The organism is Pseudomonas sp. A2, from assembly GCF_023100865.1.
GTDB lineage: Bacteria > Pseudomonadota > Gammaproteobacteria > Pseudomonadales > Pseudomonadaceae > Aquipseudomonas > Aquipseudomonas asiatica.
Genome location: NZ_CP039127.1, coordinates 2,948,188 through 2,964,822, shown reverse-complemented (window position 1 = coordinate 2,964,822; position 16,635 = coordinate 2,948,188). Strand labels below are relative to the sequence as shown.

Annotated in this window: 10 protein-coding genes; 2 read left to right on the top strand and 8 right to left on the bottom strand. The window is 63.3% G+C overall.

Features of this window, described 5'->3' with window-relative positions; translation table 11 throughout:
- Positions 1-21 precede the first annotated feature (21 nt).
- Positions 22-255, top strand: a complete 234-nt coding sequence (locus E5221_RS13805) for a hypothetical protein (protein ID WP_247847675.1) — start codon at positions 22-24, stop codon at positions 253-255.
- A gap of 15 nt (positions 256-270) precedes the next feature.
- Here the strand turns inward: E5221_RS13805 and E5221_RS13800 are convergent, their stop codons facing one another.
- The 3 genes from E5221_RS13800 to E5221_RS13790 form a co-directional block, all read right to left on the bottom strand.
- Positions 271-693, bottom strand: coding sequence for an anti-virulence regulator CigR family protein (locus E5221_RS13800; protein WP_015270222.1), 423 nt, complete (start codon positions 691-693; stop codon positions 271-273).
- 258 nt (positions 694-951) lie between these two features.
- A complete protein-coding gene (locus E5221_RS13795) occupies positions 952-2,241 on the bottom strand; it encodes a cation:dicarboxylase symporter family transporter (protein WP_247847674.1) in 1,290 nt (429 codons plus the stop codon).
- Positions 2,242-2,268: 27 nt separating this feature from the next.
- Positions 2,269-2,682, bottom strand: coding sequence for a VOC family protein (locus E5221_RS13790; protein WP_039613503.1), 414 nt, complete (start codon positions 2,680-2,682; stop codon positions 2,269-2,271).
- 90 nt (positions 2,683-2,772) lie between these two features.
- Between E5221_RS13790 and E5221_RS13785 the strand changes: the two genes are divergently transcribed.
- Entirely contained in the window at positions 2,773-3,630 is an 858-nt protein-coding gene (locus E5221_RS13785; protein WP_247847673.1) for a LysR family transcriptional regulator, read from the top strand.
- 9 nt (positions 3,631-3,639) lie between these two features.
- Here the strand turns inward: E5221_RS13785 and E5221_RS13780 are convergent, their stop codons facing one another.
- The 5 genes from E5221_RS13780 to E5221_RS13760 form a co-directional block, all read right to left on the bottom strand.
- A complete protein-coding gene (locus E5221_RS13780) occupies positions 3,640-4,827 on the bottom strand; it encodes an HlyD family efflux transporter periplasmic adaptor subunit (protein WP_061302352.1) in 1,188 nt (395 codons plus the stop codon).
- Complete coding sequence (locus E5221_RS13775; RefSeq protein ID WP_247847672.1) at positions 4,817-6,979, bottom strand: type I secretion system permease/ATPase; 2,163 nt, start codon at positions 6,977-6,979, stop codon at positions 4,817-4,819. Before E5221_RS13775 ends, E5221_RS13780 begins: the two co-directional genes overlap by 11 nt.
- Positions 6,969-8,240, bottom strand: a complete 1,272-nt coding sequence (locus tag E5221_RS13770; protein WP_247847671.1) for a TolC family protein — start codon at positions 8,238-8,240, stop codon at positions 6,969-6,971. The genes E5221_RS13775 and E5221_RS13770 overlap by 11 nt, the downstream gene beginning before the upstream one ends.
- A complete protein-coding gene (locus E5221_RS13765) occupies positions 8,240-15,883 on the bottom strand; it encodes an Ig-like domain-containing protein (protein ID WP_247847670.1) in 7,644 nt (2,547 codons plus the stop codon). Before E5221_RS13765 ends, E5221_RS13770 begins: the two co-directional genes overlap by 1 nt.
- A gap of 381 nt (positions 15,884-16,264) precedes the next feature.
- The gene (locus tag E5221_RS13760) at positions 16,265-16,576 is read right to left on the bottom strand and encodes a hypothetical protein (RefSeq protein ID WP_039614856.1); all 312 of its coding nucleotides are present in this window, start codon (positions 16,574-16,576) and stop codon (positions 16,265-16,267) included.
- Between the last annotated feature and the right edge of the window lie 59 nt (positions 16,577-16,635).

The window sequence follows — 16,635 nt, the reverse complement described above, 5'->3', positions numbered from 1 at the left end:
ATAGCCTTCGGAGCACGCACCATGCAAAAGAACACCGACCGCACGCACTTCTTCTATCAGAATGGAAAACTCATCACCTTGAGTGTTGGTGAACAAGGTCGCAGCATTTTTCGTAATGCAGATATGCCACTGGCCGAACTACAAACAGAGGGCACGCACTCGAGCGAACTGCTGGTGACGGACGACAAAGGCTCAGTACTTAACGTTCTGGAAAATAGTAGCGGCAAGGATGACAAGAATGAAGGCGCTGGCTGACACCAGCGCCAGGCTTCAATCCAGTGCGCCGTTCAACACCTCGTAGATGATCCCCGTAGCGACTGCTACCAGGATCAGGTCCGCCCCCGCCTGCATCCACTCATAGCCATCATAATGAGGGAGTTGCCCCAGCAGCCTGCCATCCAGCTTCTTGGCGATACCTGGCGGTAGAGGTTTGCCACGGGCCAGGTTCTTCTGAATGCCGGGGGGCAGCGCCGGCCCTGCACTCCAGTAGCCACGGTGCCCGTCAAGAATGCCAAGCACATCCCCACGGTTTATCGACGGGCCACCATACGAGCCTCCGTGACCTTGACCATGCTGGCCCTTGTCCTTGCCGTGGCCCTGCCCTTTACCATTACCCGGGTCGGCATAAGTGAGCGCCGGCCCCACTGCCAGCGCGATCGAGGTAGCGATAACTGCCCATCGACGCTTTGCCATAGCTGTTTCCTTACACGAGAGACGTCCCTGCACTTTAGACCGAAACCCGGTTCAGGGTGAAAGTCCCCAAACACGGGTCAAGGCTTGGCACTCCGATAGAGCATGATGGCTGCCACATCAAGGGCCAGCACGCCAATGGCGAAGAGAAACATGAAATAAAGATCTTCAGGAAGCATGGCCGTATCCCCGAATCGGCAGGTTTGCAGGGATACTGCAATTCCCGTTCCTGACGCCTCGCTGAACGAACCTGCCCCTCTTTTATCGAGATGGTTGCTCCATAACCACGACATCACCGCCATGAACACGCGATTCAGCCGGTAGAGAGCCAGAAAGGCTTTCCCATTTTGCAATCACGATCGGCGCCAGCGCATTGCCGAGCACATTCAGTGCCGTAACGGGCATGTCCATCAATCGATATACCCCTGCAATCAAGGCCACGCCTTCCAAAGGCAAACCTGCCGCCGTCAGGGTTGCAGTGAGAATCACGAACATGAACCCGGGCACTCCGGCAGCGCCTTTGGACGTCAATACCATGATGAATACCAGCATGACCTGGTCTGCCAAGGCCAGCTCAATATTGTAAGCCTGCGCGATAAACAGTGTACCCAGGCCCGCAAACAGCGACGCGCCATCCAGGTTGAATGAATAACCCAATGGGATCACCAGCGAAGTGATCGTACGCGGTATACCCCTTGCTTCGGTCTTGGCCATCAATTGCGGCATGACGGTGGCAGAACTCGCGCTGCTGAACGCCAGTATCAGTTCACCCTTGAAGGCCTTGATGATCTCGAAGATATTCTCTCCAACAGCCCTGGCAACAAGCCCCAGCACGACAATTGCAAAGAACAGTACCGCCACATAAGTGATGGCAATCAGTTTTGCCAACGGCAGCAGTGAGTCAATCCCGAAGGTGGACACGGTGACGGCGATCAGGGCAAAGATGCCGATCGGTGAGTAGGCCATGACCATATGAGTGACCTTGAACATGGTATCCACTACCGTCTGCAGCACCGCAACCAAAGGCTGCCTCCTGGGTTCATCCAGCGTAGACAGTGCCACCCCGAACAAGATTGCGAAGAACAGTACCGACAACAGCTTCGCCTCTGCCATTGCGGCCACTACGTTATCAGGAATGATGCCCAACAGTACCTTGCCGAGCCCTGCCGAACCATTTTGCACCGGTGGCACTGCTTCACTCGCCGATGAAACGGCGAAGCCCGCACCGGCGCCTGGCTGGAGCACATTACCGATCAACAAACCGAAAATGATTGCGACCTCGGTGACAACAAAGAAATAGACAAGGCTTTTTGTTCCCACCCGCCCCAATGCGCGTTTGCCAGAGCCGGCTATGCCTACCACCATGCAGGAAAACACCAGCGGCACGATGATCATTTTCATCAGTTTTATAAACGCGTCGCCCGCCGGCTGTAGCACTTGTTCGATCCACCACCCCTTGTAATCGGGAAAATGATTCAACAACACGCCAACGCATATACCGACAGCCAGACCAATTGCAATTTGCGTGATTAAATTTATTTTTATTCTCACAGGACTGATCTCTGTTTTTATAAAATACTAGGAAGCAAATACTGCACTCAAATTCTTGAACCCCTTGATCTCGATCGGGTTACCACTGGGATCCAGGAAAAACATCGTCCTCTGCTCGCCAGGCTCACCCTCGAAACGAACGACCGGCGGGATTTCGAACTGCACGCCCAGAACTCCAAGGCGCTCAGCCAAGGCCTGCCAGCGATCCAGAGGCAATATCACCCCGATATGGGGCATCAGTACAAGGTGCGGGCCGACCTTGCCAGTGCGGCTGGTTTCAAAGGGCTTGCCCACATGCAGAGATATCTGGTGACCAAAGAACTCGAAGTCTACCCAGGTCTCAGTGCTACGTCCCTCGACGCAACCAAGAACTTCTTTATAGAATTTTCTTGCCACATCCAGATCGCTGACATGATAAGCAACATGAAAGGGTGTCAACATGATGGTACTCCTCGAACGGAGCCACTATCCTCACACCGCCCGGCACTCATGTACACCAACTGACACTTGGCCTGAGCATAAGCATTACTTATGGACATTCAAAATCTGGAAAGCCTCATATCTGTTGTGGAATGCGGCTCCATTGCGGGTGCAGCAAAGAAAGCAAATGTTTCAGCCGCTGCAATAAGTTTGCGTATTCGAAATTTGGAGAAACACTTGGGCTGCACTCTCTTCAATAGAGAGGCACACGCGATAAGGCCGACAGAACAGCTGCTGGCATTAATTCCACGGATACGTTGCATCGTGGAGCATGCCAATCAGCTGAGGAACGACCTCAACGCCGACACGCTGACCGGGGAACTGCGCATTGGCGCCATATCAACCGCCCTCACCGGCCTTGTACCGGCAGCACTGGAGCATTTGTCTTCCTCCGCGCCCAACCTCAAGCTCACCATCACGCCCGGTGACTCGAAACTGCTTCATGACAAGCTGATCAATCAGGAACTGGATGCGGGAATCCTGGTCGCGCCCCCCTTCAAGACCGCAAAATCGTTGAGAACGCTCACGTTGCGCAGCGAACCGCTGTGCTTGTTGGCACCTGCCGCGGCCTCCCGGGCTGAAGCGCAGGCAATGCTGGCCACCGGGCCCTATATCCGATATGCCGTCGATTCCTGGGGCGGCCTGATAACCCAGCGCTATCTGGACGATCTGGGCCTCGCGCCAAGCGTGGCTTGCGACCTTGATGCGCTCGAAGCCATCAGCCTGCTGGTATCGCTGGGGCAAGGCGTTTCCTTGGTACCGCAATGGCCGTCATTGCTGGAGCAATCGCCAAACGCCCGGATTCTGAGCGAAGAACCAAGATACTGCCGCGACATAGTGCTGGCCTACAGTGCCGGCCATCACCGCACCTCGGCAATCAAGCTGCTGGCATCCGTACTGATGGCCTGACGCTCCGACTCAGTACAGACGGGCCTTGATCAGTGGGCGCAGCAAGTAATTGAGCACGCTGCGCTTGCCGCTGAGGATATCCACCTCGGCAACCATGCCGGGGATGATCGGCAGCACCTCCTCGCCGCGCTTGAGTTGGCTGCCGTCAGTGCGAATCAGCACCTGGTAGTACGACTCCTTGCCGTGGGGCGTGTCCTCCTCGATGGTGTCGGCGCTGATCTGCTCCAGGGTGCCCTTGAGGTCGCCATAGATGCTGAAATCGTAGGCGGTGATCTTCACCTTGGCCGGCATGCCCGGTACCAGGAAGGCCACGTCGCGCGGCTTGATCCTGGCCTCTACCAGCAGGCGGTCCTCCACCGGGATCACTTCCATGATCGCTTCGCCGGGCTGGATCACCCCGCCACGGGTGTTGATCAGCACGGTGTTCACCCGCCCACGCACCGGCGAAACGATCCCGGTGCGGCGCAGCTGGTCCTGGCGCTGCTGGACGATCGGCTCCAGGGCACTGAGGTCGGCCTTGCGCTGTGAGCGTTCGGTATAGGCATCCTGGAAGTAGCTGCTCTTCAGCTCGGTCAGTTTGCCGTTGAGGGTAGCGATGTCCTGGCTCAGGCGCAGCGCCTCCATCTGGCTCACCGCACGCTTGGCCACCAGCGGGCGGACCAGGTCGAGCTGGCTCTGGGCCAGGCTGATCTGCCTCTGGATCGCCTGGCTGCCTTCGAGCAGCTTGTCCCGCCGCGACTTGAACAGCTCGCGCTCGGAACGCGCCAGCGGCCCTTGCGGGTCGATGTCCGGCGGGAACTCGATGGCCGCCTTGCCCAACACCTCGGCGTCAAGCCGGGCGATGGCCGCGCGCAGCACGCCGGCCTGGTTGGCCGACTCCTGGAAATTGGTGAGAAAGCGCGTCTCGTCCAGGCGCAGCAGCGGCTGGCCGACCTCCACCAGGTCACCCTCCTGCACCAGCAGGCGGTCGAGAATGCCCCCTTCCAGGCTCTGGATCTTCTGGATGCGGCTGAACGGCACCACACGCCCATCGCCGCGCGTCACTTCATCGAGCTCCGCCCAGGCAGCCCAGGCAACGAACAGCAAGACGCTGCCGAGCAGGGTCCAGAGCAGCGGGCGATAGACCGGGTGAGTGGTCGCCAGCAAGGGATCGGCCAGTTGCCGGCGCAGCACTACAGAACTTTTTTCAGCTGCCATGGCCGGCTCCTTCGGCGACCTGCGGCGCCTGTACCTGGTTGCCCAGCACCACCTGGTTCAGCGGGCCGTCCATGATCACCTGGCCGTTGCGCAGCACCACTGCACGGTCCACCAGCGCCAAGACGCTTTTCTTGTGGGTGGTGATGATCAGGGTGCGCCGGCCCAGCCATTTCTGCAGGTAGTCGATGACCTGCTTCTCGCTGTTCTGGTCGAAGGCCGCGGTCGGCTCGTCAAGCAGCAGGATCGGCGGGTCCTGCAACAGTACGCGGGCCAACCCCACCGCCTGGCGCTGGCCGCCGGAGAGGCTGGCATTGCCCTGGATCGGCATGTCCAGGCCCAACGGGTGGGCGCGCACGAAAGTGCCCAGCCCCACGCCATCGAGGGCTTCCAGCAATTCCTCGTCGCCCAGCGCGGCGTTGGCCAGGTTGAGGTTTTCCCGCAGGCTGCCGTGGAACAGCGCCACATCCTGCGGCAAGTAGCCGATGCCGCGCTGGCGGTCGGCCGGGTCGAGCTGGCTCAGGGCGATGTCGTCCAGCAGCAGCCGGCCGGATTGCGCTTCGAGCAGGCCGCTGAGCAGCCGCAGCAGGGTCGACTTGCCGGCGCCGTTGCCACCGAGCAGCGCTACCCGCTCGCCGGCCTGGATATTCAGCGCCTGCACGTCGACCACCGGTGGGCTGTCGCCATGGGCCAGGCGCAGCGCCTCCAGGCGGTAATGCCCGTGGAGCCGGTCGCGGTGCACGAAGCGCTTGCCGGCGGGCCGCTCCTGCTCGGCGGACATCAGCTGGTCGAGCCCCTCCAGCGCCACCTTGGTATGTTGCCAGCGGCCAAGGATGGCGGCAGCCTGGGACAGTGGTGCGATGGCCCGCGAGGCCAGGATCGAACAGGCCACCAGGGCACCGACGGTCATCGCGCCGTCGCTTATCCGGTAGACGCCGAACACCACCACCCCGACATAGCACAGCTGCTGAACGATACTCGCCGAATAGCTGAGGGTCGAGGCCAATGCATGGGTCTTCATTGCAGTACCGGCCAGTTCCCCGGTGAGCGTCTCCCACTGCTGTTGGCAGCGGCCTTCGGCACGCGCGGCCTTGACCGTCTCCAGGTGTTCGAAGACTTCCAGCAGCACGCTGTTCTTCAGCGCCCCCTCGCGCAGGTTCTGCCGCGACAGGTGCCCCAGCAGGCGCTGGGTCAGCAGCCCTGGCAGCAGCATCAGCACACAGGCCACCAGCGGCACCCAGACCACATGGCCGCCGATCACGGCAATGATCAACAGGAAGATCGCCACGAACGGCAGGTCGCTGATCAGTGCGGCGCTGGACGAAGTGAAGAACTCTCGGACCGACTCGAACTCACGCACCTGGGTGCTGAATGCGCCCATCGACGCCGGTTTGGCGGCAATCCGGGTGCTCAGCACGCGCGCGAACAGCAGGCTCGACAACTGCAGGTCCAGGCGCTTGCCGAGAACGTTCAGCAGGTGCCCGCGAAGGATCCGCAATACCCCGTCGACGATGATCGCCAGGGCCACGCCGCTGGCGAGTATCCATAGGGTATCGAAGGCTGCGTTGGGCACCACTCGGTCGTAAACCTGCATGGCGAACAGCGCCGAGGCGACGGCCAGGACGTTGGCCACCAGGGCCGCCGCCGTGACTTCCGCATAAGAGCGCCAAAGCCGCTTTAGCGGCCCGAAGAACCAGTGCTCCGGCAGGCCGCTGGCGTAGTCGCCCACCCGCCCATCGTGGCGGTAGCGGCACTTGGCGAACACCGCCGTGCCGCTGTAAAGCGCCTCCAGAGCGGGCAGCCCCAGGCACTCACGGCCGCCGTCGCTCTGCGGCACCAGCACCTCGTACTGCTCACCCTCGATGCCAACCAGCAGCAGGCTGCGGCCATCGTCGAGCAACAGCAGGGCCGGCAGCAGATAGGCGTCCATCTGCCGCAACGGCAGCTCCGCGACCCTGGCAGTGATGTCGGCGCGGCGCAGGGCGCGGGCGACCAGGCGCAGCGGCAGGCGTCCGTGCTCCAGCGCCAGGCCGTCGACCAGCTCGGCGTCGCCCAGCGGCCGGCCCAGTTGCCGGCACAGCAGCAGCAGGCCCTGGCGCAGCGGGTCGTCGTGGTTCAGGGTCACGACATTGTCCGGGGATTGTTCAACTTCCATGATTCAACCGATTCTCCAGTAATGCCCCCAACAGCCCGACCTGCGCGGCCGCTCGATACTCGATACGCTTGCGCTCTATGTGCAGATTGATCAACTGCCGCTCGGCCTCGAAGCGTTCGCGCTGCACGTTGAGCAAGTCGATCACGTCGCGCCGGCCGACCTCGAATTGCTCGCGGTACAGCTCACCAACCTGCTCCGACTCCGTCACCTGCTGGCTCAGGGACTGTTCCCGCCACCGTAGCGTGTCACCGTTGTCGAACAGCGTCTGCAACTGCCGGCGGATGTCACGCTGCATCGCATCGGCCGTCCATTGCGCCGACTCCAGACGCTGTTGCGCAGCAGTCGGCCGACGGAAGTTGGAAAGCCCCTGGAAGGTATCCATGCGAAAGCGCAGCGACATCACCGAGTCGCTTTCCGGACGACCGCCGATCTCCCGGCGCAACGCGGAGGCCTCCAGATTCAACTGCGGCAGCAACGAAGCCTTGGCCTCGCGGACTTGCGCCTCGGCGACATTGGCGTCCTCCAGCGCCTTGCGCTGCAACGGCGACTCACGGATCACCCGCGCCACGTCGCTGGCAGCCAGGTAGCGCTGCAGCGACATCGGCTCTGGCTCCACCAGTTCGGAGGGGTCCTGGCCAACCAGGATCGCGTACTGGTTGCGCGCGTCCTGCAGGTTGCCCTTCTCCAGCGACAGCTGTTCCTGGGCACGTGACAGTTCGAGGTTGGCGCGGTCCAGTTCGCTGCGGTCGGCGTATCCATCGCTGCCGCGCGCCTGGGTCATCTCACGGATGCCGTCGAGGCGCTGGATGTGCTGGCGCACCGTCTCCACCCGGCGCTCCGAGGCAAGCACATCGAGGTAGGTCTCGACGATGTCCAGCGCAGCATCGTCGCGCGCCACCAGCACCGCCTCGGACAGTTTGCGCCGGGTGGCGCTGGCGCTGTCGACCTTGCTCGTCACCCTTCCCCAGTCATACAGCATCTGCGATACGGTGACGTCGTAGACGACCTCGCCAACGTCGAACTCCTGCGGCCCCCCGGACACGGTGACGGAGGGGTAGTAACCACCCTTGGCGATCTCTACCTCGGTACCCGCACGGTCCGCTTCGGCCATCGCCGAACGCACCTGCGGGTGGATCGCCAACCCCGCCCGCACCGCTTGGTCGAGAGGGATGGCCGGCGCGGACAGCGGCAGCCCGAAGCACAGGAGCCAAAGGGCTCCCGCGCCACGGCGCCTTCCCTTGAGCACGGACAGGCCGCGCATCAGACCACGACCTGTACCGTGTTGTCCTCGATCAGCAGGGTACTGCTGCCAAAGTTATAGACGTCGTAGGTAATGCCGTTGACCTGCTGGGTGGTTCCTGTGTTCACGGCACCCACCACGTTGAGGGTGTCGTTGCTCTCGCCAGTGATCTGCAGGATGTTGTTGCCATCGGTGATGGCGTCGACCTCCGCCGCAGTCAATGTCAGCACGCTTCCCGAGTCGCCCTTGCCGAGGTCGATGCGCTCGATGTTGGAGAGCGTACCGACGCCGACGGCGTTGTAGTCGAGGTCGATGCCGTTGGCCAGGATCAGGGTGTCGAAGCCTGCACCGCCGTCGATGCTGGTGAAGTCGGTCGAGGTGATCTGGATGGCGTCGTTGCCATCGCCTGCCACTACCTGATCGCCGGTCCCCACGTTGAAGATCAGGTCGCTGCCATCGCCTCCATTGATGTGCTCCGAACTGCCGTCCGCCCCGGACATGACATCGTCCCCCGAGGTGCCGTTGACGTCGATCTGGCCGATATTCAGCGACAGCCCGTTAGGGGCAAGGGTGATGCCGTAGGCCGAGCTGTCATTGCCGTTGGTGTCGGTGGCGACAACGTTGAACGAGATCTGCGAGCCCAGGTTGAGGATATCGGTGATGTTCAACCCCAACTGGGTGAGGACGGTCGGGCTCAACAGGTTCAGCGAGAAGTTGCCAGAGCTGTCCGCCTGAATCGGCAGCAGCTCGACGTTCAGCGCCGGGGTGATGACACGGATCACCACGCTGGAGTCCGGCTCGGTGGTGCCGCTGAAACCGAACCGCGGGTTCAGCGGGTTGAGGCTGACATCGACGCCTAAGTTGCCGATGGTCACTGGCTGCTCGATGCTGCCGCCAACGCCAATGGTCGCCACATTGCTCGGGTTGCCGGCCGGATCCTCGCCGGTCACCGAGACCTGGGCATTGAGCAACTGGTCCAGGGTAAGGTCAATGTCCAGGTCGGTGAGCAGGTTCAGCGAAGCCAGCCCGCTGTTGTCGGCAGTCACCGTGGCGGTGGCGGTGACGCCGCCGATGTCCACTTCGACCGTCAGTTCGGTTCCCGGATCGGCGGAGATGGTCAGGATGCTGCCCACCAGCGACAACACCGGGGTCGAAGGCGGGATGGTGTCGACAGTGAACGGCACCGGGGTCGAGGCAGTACCGCCATTGATGTCTGCGGTGACGGTGGAGGCGCCCTCCGGGAATGGCCCCATGCCGCTGCCCGGGGGAATGGTCACGGTGACGCTGCCGGCCAGGATATCGCCGGCGGTGATGGTGTGCGTTGCCTGCGTCTCGTAGCCGTTCTGCCCGGCGAAGGCGACCGTGATCACCTGGCCGACCTGCATGGTCGGGCGGATCGTCACGTCGACCTGGATGCCGTCGCTGATCTCGGCAGCATTGATCCAGGTATCGGCTGCCTCCGGCACGCTGATCGTCGGCGGCGCCAGGTCCGGCGCATTGATCGTCGCCGGGCCGCTGAGGTTGCCGGCAGCGTCAGCGGTGACCCCGCTGATCAACTCGCCAGTGATAAGCGGTGGCGCGAACGGCAGGCTGAAGTTGCCACTACCGTCGACATTTACCGTGATCGGGTTGGCGGTATCGCCGTCGATCACGAGGCGTACCTGGCTGTTCGGCTCGGCGGTACCAGTCAGCAGCGCACCATCGGCACTGATGCTCAGCAGCGGCGCCGACGGTGCCACCGTGTCGACCGTGGTACTGGCCGGACCGCTGGTGTTACCGGCGGCGTCCTCGGCCACCGCGTTGACCACCGTGCCATTGGCCAGCGGCGTGGCCGGGGTGAAGCTCCAGTCGCCACTGCCGTCGGCGGTCGTCTGGCCGATCGGGTTGCCGCCACCATCGGTGAGGATGACGGTGGCGCCGGGCTCAGCGGTACCCGTGAGGACCACACCATTGCTCGGCTCGATGGTCGGCGCGCCCGGGGCGATAGCGTCAACGGTGACGCTGCTCGGCCCGCTGGCATTGCCGGCCGGGTCCTGGGCCACGGCGTTGACCACTGTGCCGTTGGCCAGCGGGGTCGCAGGCGTAAAGGTCCAGTTGCCACTGCCGTCGGCGGTCGTCTCGCCGATCGGGTTGCCGTTGCCGTCGGTGAGGATCACCTTGGCTCCGGCTTCGGCGGTACCACTGATCTCGGTGCCATTGCTCGGCTCGATCGTCGGCTGGCCTGGGGCTACGGCATCAACCGTGGTGCTGACCTGTGGGGTGCTGGTGTTGCCGGCGGCGTCCTGAGCCACGGCATTGATCACCGTGCCGTTGGCAAGCGGAGTCGCAGGTGTGAAAGTCCAGTTACCGCTGCCGTCGGCGGTCGTCTGGCCGATCGGGTTGCCGCTGCCGTCGGTGAGGACCACCTTGGCCCCGGCTTCAGCGGTACCAGTGATCACTACCCCGTTGCTCGGGTTGATGATCGGTGCGGCCGGGGCGATGGCATCAACGGTGGCGCTGGTCGGCCCGCTGGTATTGCCGGACGGGTCCTGGGCCACGGCATTGATCACCGTGCCGTTCGCCAGCGGAACTGTAGGCGTGAAGGCCCAGTTGCCACTGCCGTCGGCCGTCGTCTCGCCAATCGGGTTGCCGCTACCGTCGGTGAGAATCACCTTGGCCCCTATTTCGGCGGTACCACTGATCACCACCCCGTTGCTCGGGTTGATGATCGGTGCAGCCGGGGCGATTGCGTCAACAGTGACGCTGGCCGGTCCGCTGGTATTGCCGGCCGGGTCCTGGGCCACGGCGTTGATCACCGTGCCGTTGGCCAGCGGTATGCCAGGTGTGAACGACCAGTTACCGCTGCCATCGGCGGTAGTCTCGCCGATCGGGTTGCCGCTGCCGTCGGTGAGGATCACCTTGGCCCCGGCTTCGGCGGTACCGCTGATTTCCGCGCCGTTGCTCGGTTCGACCACCGGTGCGGCCGGCGCAACGCCGTCCACGGTAATGACCGCTGGCGCACTATCGGTCCCACCGGGGTTGCGTGCCACAGCGTTGACCACAGTGCCATCCGGCAGCGGTATACCGGGCGTGAACGACCAGTTGCCGCTACCGTCGGCGGTGACCTGGCCGATCGGGTTGCCGTTGCCGTCGGTGAGGGTAATGGTATTACCCGCATCCGCGGTACCGCTGATCACCGAGCCGTTGCTCGGATCCACCTGCGGAATCGACGGCAGCGACGAGTCCACGGTAGTGCTACCAGGGGCACCAGTATTACCGGCGGCATCAGTCGCCGTAGCGTTGACCACGGTGCCGTTGGGCAGTTGCGTGCTGGGTATGAACGTCCAGTTACCGCTGCCGTCAGCGGTGGCCTCGCCAATGGGATTACCGTTGCCGTCGGTGAGGGTCACGGTGCTGTTCGGCTCGGCAGTACCGTTGATCACGGTGCCGTTGCTAGGATTGACCACCGGCGCGGCAGGTGCGATCGAATCCACGGTGGTGGTGCCCTGTGGGCCGGTGTTCCCAGCCGGGTCGGTAGCCGTGGCGTTGACCACTGTGCCGTTGGCCAGCGGCGTACCAGGGGTGAAGCTCCAGTTGCCGCTGCCGTCGGCGGTGGTTTGGCCGATGGGGTTGCCGCTGCCATCGGTCAGGGTGATGGTACTGCCCGGCTCGGCGGTGCCGCTGATTTCGCTGCCGTTGCTGGGCTCGACCAATGGCGCGGCCGGGGCTACCGAATCCACTGTGGTGGAGGCCTGCGGACCGGTGTTGCCGGTCGGGTCGGTTGCCGTGGCGATGATTACGGTGCCGTTGGCCAGCGGCGAGCCGGGGGTGAAGCTCCAGTTGCCGCTGCCGTCAGCGGTGACCTGGCCGATCGGGTTGCCACTGCCATTGGTGAGTGTGACGGTAGCACCCGCTTCGGCAGTACCGCTGATGGTCGTCCCGTTACTAGGATCGATTACCGGTGCAGCCGGCGCGCTGGAGTCGACGGTGACCGTCGCTGCCGGGCTGGTGTTGCCAGCCGGGTCGCTCGCCGTCGCATTGACCACGGTGCCATTGGGCAGTGGTGTGGCTGGGGTGAACGTCCAGTTGCCGCTGCCGTCGGCAGTGGCTTCACCAATCGGGTTACCGCTGCCGTCGGTGAGGGTCACGGTGCTGTTCGGCTCGGCGGTACCGCTGAGGCTGCTGCCGTTGCTGAGATTGATGGTGGGCGTACCCGGCGCCACGCCGTCTACGGTGGTGCTGCCCTGCCCGCTGGTATTGCCGGCCGGGTCGGTAGCCGTGGCGTTGACCACTGTGCCGTTGGCCAGCGGCGTACCAGGGGTGAAGCTCCAGTTGCCGCTGCCGTCGGCGGTGGTCTGCCCAATCGGGTTACCGCTGCCATCGGTCAGGGTGATGGTACTGCCCGGTTCGGCGGTGCCGCTGATTTCGCTGCCGTTGCTCGGCTCGACCAATGGCGCGGCCGGGGCTACCGAATCCACTGTGGTGGAAGCCTGCGGACCGGTGTTGCCGGTCGGGTCGGTTGCCGTGGCGATGATTACGGTGCCGTTGGCCAGCGGCGAGCCGGGGGTGAAACTCCAGTTGCCGCTGCCGTCGGCGGTGACCTGGCCGATCGGGTTGCCGCTGCCATCAGTCAGGGTGACGGTGGCGCCCGCTTCAGCGGTACCACTGATGGTCGCGCCGTTGGTGGGATTGATTACCGGTGCAGCCGGCGCGCTGGAATCGACGGTGACCGTCGCTGCCGGGCTGGTGTTGCCAGCCGGGTCGCTCGCCGTCGCATTGACCACGGTGCCATTGGGCAGTGGTGTGGCTGGGGTGAACGTCCAGTTGCCGCTGCCGTCGGCAGTGGCTTCACCAATCGGGTTACCGCTGCCGTCGGTGAGGGTCACGGTGCTGTTCGGCTCGGCGGTACCGCTGAGGCTGCTGCCGTTGCTGAGATTGATGGTGGGCGTACCCGGCGCCATGCCGTCTACGGTGGTGCTGCCCTGCCCGCTGGTATTGCCGGCCGGGTCGGTAGCCGTGGCGTTGACCACGGTACCGTCGGCCAGCGGCGTACCAGGGCTGTAGCTCCAGTTGCCGCTGCCGTCGGCGGTGGTTTGGCCGATGGGGTTGCCGCCGCCGTCGGTCAGGGTGATGGTACTGCCAGGTTCGGCGGTGCCGCTGATTACGGTGCCGTTGCTCGGTTCGACCAATGGCGCCGCCGGGGCTACCGAATCCACTGTGGTGGAGGCCTGCGGACCGGTGTTGCCGGTCGGGTCGGTTGCCGTGGCGATGATTACGGTGCCGTTGGCCAGCGGCGAGCCGGGGGTGAAGCTCCAGTTGCCGCTGCCGTCAGCGGTGACCTGGCCGATCGGGTTGCCACTGCCATTGGTGAGTGTGACGGTAGCACCCGCTTCGGCAGTACCGCTGATGGTCGTCCCGTTACTAGGATCGATTACCGGTGCAGCCGGCGCGCTGGAGTCGACCGTGACCGTCGCTGCCGGGCTGGTGTTGCCAGCCGGGTCGCTCGCCGTCGCATTGACCACGGTGCCATTGGGCAGTGGTGTGGCTGGGGTGAACGTCCAGTTGCCGCTGCCGTCGGCAGTGGCTTCACCAATCGGGTTACCGCTGCCGTCGGTGAGGGTCACGGTGCTGTTCGGCTCGGCGGTACCGCTGAGGCTGCTGCCGTTGCTGAGATTGATGGTGGGCGTACCCGGCGCCACGCCGTCTACGGTGGTGCTGCCCTGCCCGCTGGTATTGCCGGCCGGGTCAGTCGCCGTGGCGTTGACCACGGTACCGTCGGCCAGCGGCGCACCAGGGCTGTAGCTCCAGTTGCCGCTGCCGTCGGCGGTGGTTTGGCCGATGGGGTTGCCGCTGCCATCGGTCAGGGTGATGGTACTGCCCGGTTCGGCGGTGCCGCTGATTACGGTGCCGTTGCTGGGCTCGACCACTGGAGCCGCCGGGGCTACCGAATCCACTGTGGTGGTCGATGGAGCACTGGTGTTGCCGGCTGCGTCCCGCGCCACCACGTTGACCACAGTCCCGTTTGCCAGCGGCGTGGTCGGGACATAGGTCCAGTTGCCACTGCCATCGGCTACTACCTGGCCGATCGGATTACCGCTGCCGTCGGTGAGGGTCACGGTGCTGTTCGGCTCGGCAGTACCGTTGATCACGGTGCCGTTGCTCGGATTGATCGTGGGTGCCGAAGGTGCCACGCCATCGATCACGGTGCTGGCGGGCGGGCTGCTGTTGCCGGCGGCATCCGTGACCACCGCATTGACCACTGTTCCATCAGGCAGTTGGGTATCCGTGGGATATGACCAGTTGCCATTGCCATCGGCTGTAGCGTGGCCGATTGGGTTGCCGTTGCCGTCGGTGAGGACCACGGTACTGCCTGGCTCGGCTGTACCGCTGAGGCTGCTACCGTCGCTCAGGTTGATGGTGGGCGCGCCCGGCGCCACGCTATCCACGGTGGTGCTGCCCTGCCCGCTGGTATTACCGGCCGCATCGGTCGCGGTGGCGTTGACCACGGTACCGTCTGGCAGCGGTGTCGCCGGGGTGTAGCTCCAGTTGCCGTTGCCATCGGCAGTCACCTGGCCGATCGGGTTACCGCTGCCATCGGTGATGGTCACGGCGCTGTTCGGCTCGGCGGTACCGCTAAGCTCGGTACCGTTGCTCGGATTGATCACGGGTGCCGCTGGCGCCACACCATCAATAATGGTGCTGGCGGGCGGGCCGCTGTTACCGGCTGCATCCACGACCACCGCTTTGACCACCGTGCCATCGGGCAGTGGGCTATCGGGTGTGTACGACCAGTTGCCGTTGCCGTCGGCGATAGTCTGGCCGATGGGGTTGCCGTTGCCGTCGGTAAGCAGCACGGTGCTGCCCGGCTCGGCGGTACCGCTGAGGCTGGAGCCGTTGCTCGGGTTGATGTGCGGCGCATCGGGGAAGTCAGGGGCCTGCACGGTAGCGGGCGGGCTGCTATTGCCGGACGGATCGGTCACCACCACGGAAACCGTTTCGCCGTTGGTCAGTGGCGGATTCAGCGGAATCTGGAATTTGCCGTCGGGGCCGACGACCACGCTGACGTCGGTTTGTCCATCGCCATTGCTGTCGATACCCACGGTGGCGCCCGGCTCGGCCGTGCCGCTGATGCTGCTGCCATCCGGGGCAATTTGCAACCCGCTGGCCGGCGCCGGGGCCGAGGTATCGGGCGGCACACTGCTGTCACCGCCACCACCACCGCCACCACCGCCATTGCTGTTGGCGATCGCGACGCCGCCACCAATGATCGCAGCGCCAGCCAGAAGTGCAGCACCGGGGCTGAGCCCGCCAATGGTGCTGTCGGCGCCAGTGAGCGACTCGAACCCGGCCGGCGTTTCCTGGGGTACATAACCTGCCACCAGCGGCCCATCGGCAGCGACCGGCGGCAAGTCGACGGCCAGCAGCTTGTCCCGGTCTACCAGGTACAACTGGCTTGCAGGCTGCCCCTCGACATAGAAGTTGGCAATGCGCAGGCTTTCGCCAGTCTTCAGCTGTACGATCAGATCGGCACCGCTCTTCGTGTAGCCCGACACACCTTCCGGAGCAATGTCCAGAACAATGTTGCTGCTCTGGGTAAGAGTCAGGATTCCGTTGTCGGGGATTGCGATGGGGGCGGCAGAAGTAACACTTTGAGCGAGGGGAGATACCTTGGCCTGAATCGACATACCTGACAGTCCTTTTGTCTACAGCACGACTGAGCGGTCGCGCTCATATCTCCAGAAATAGCACGCCGCTCATAAAACGCCAGCCGGTTTTTTACAAATAACTTGCGAGCCCTCCCAACTTTGACGAGAACGCCAGTCGCAATTGATTTCTTGATCGAAAGTAGAATCTTGTTTGGATTAATACGAATGGAGAGTAACTTACCCATTTTGATAGATGCGATTGGATGACACTCCACTGCCGACCCATCCAATTGAACATGGGCATGTAAACTCGCCGGCAATGGAGATGAGAAAATCGCGGCGAACGACTTGGAAACCGAGCCGCCCCGAGACGAGATACCGGCATGTATTACTCATCGAGCGGCTTGTTCAGTATTTGCTCTAATTGAACTTGAGCTTGGCCACCTTGCTCAGTGCCCACCCACTGAACACGTAGAACGCATCCAGGTAGAAGCGCCCTTCGTAGTTGGGCAGCGGCTCACGATTCAACAACAGTTCGGGCATGTCGGGCGAAGGGGGAAACAGCGCATAAAAACCGTTGGGCAACACCGCCAACGCAATGAGCAGCAGGTAGGTCACGGCCCGCAGCATGCTAGCGTGGCTATCGGACTGTTCGGCCCATTTAAGGCCGAACCAGGCGATCAGGCCGGCAACGGGCAACACCCAGAAATGCGTGGGCATCCCAATGAACATCTCAGCAACAACGCTTCTTGTTTCCAACTTGGTGTTCTCCGTTCAAATGAGCGGATTAT

Coding starts and splice junctions, on each gene's coding strand:
- E5221_RS13775 (WP_247847672.1), bottom strand. CDS start 6,979: ATGGAAGTTGAACAATCCCCGGACAATGTCGTGACCCTGAACCACGAC.
- E5221_RS13760 (WP_039614856.1), bottom strand. CDS start 16,576: ATGTTCATTGGGATGCCCACGCATTTCTGGGTGTTGCCCGTTGCCGGC.
- E5221_RS13765 (WP_247847670.1), bottom strand. CDS start 15,883: ATGTCGATTCAGGCCAAGGTATCTCCCCTCGCTCAAAGTGTTACTTCT.
- E5221_RS13805 (WP_247847675.1), top strand. CDS start 22: ATGCAAAAGAACACCGACCGCACGCACTTCTTCTATCAGAATGGAAAA.
- E5221_RS13780 (WP_061302352.1), bottom strand. CDS start 4,827: ATGGCAGCTGAAAAAAGTTCTGTAGTGCTGCGCCGGCAACTGGCCGAT.
- E5221_RS13785 (WP_247847673.1), top strand. CDS start 2,773: ATGGACATTCAAAATCTGGAAAGCCTCATATCTGTTGTGGAATGCGGC.
- E5221_RS13790 (WP_039613503.1), bottom strand. CDS start 2,682: ATGTTGACACCCTTTCATGTTGCTTATCATGTCAGCGATCTGGATGTG.
- E5221_RS13770 (WP_247847671.1), bottom strand. CDS start 8,240: ATGCGCGGCCTGTCCGTGCTCAAGGGAAGGCGCCGTGGCGCGGGAGCC.
- E5221_RS13800 (WP_015270222.1), bottom strand. CDS start 693: ATGGCAAAGCGTCGATGGGCAGTTATCGCTACCTCGATCGCGCTGGCA.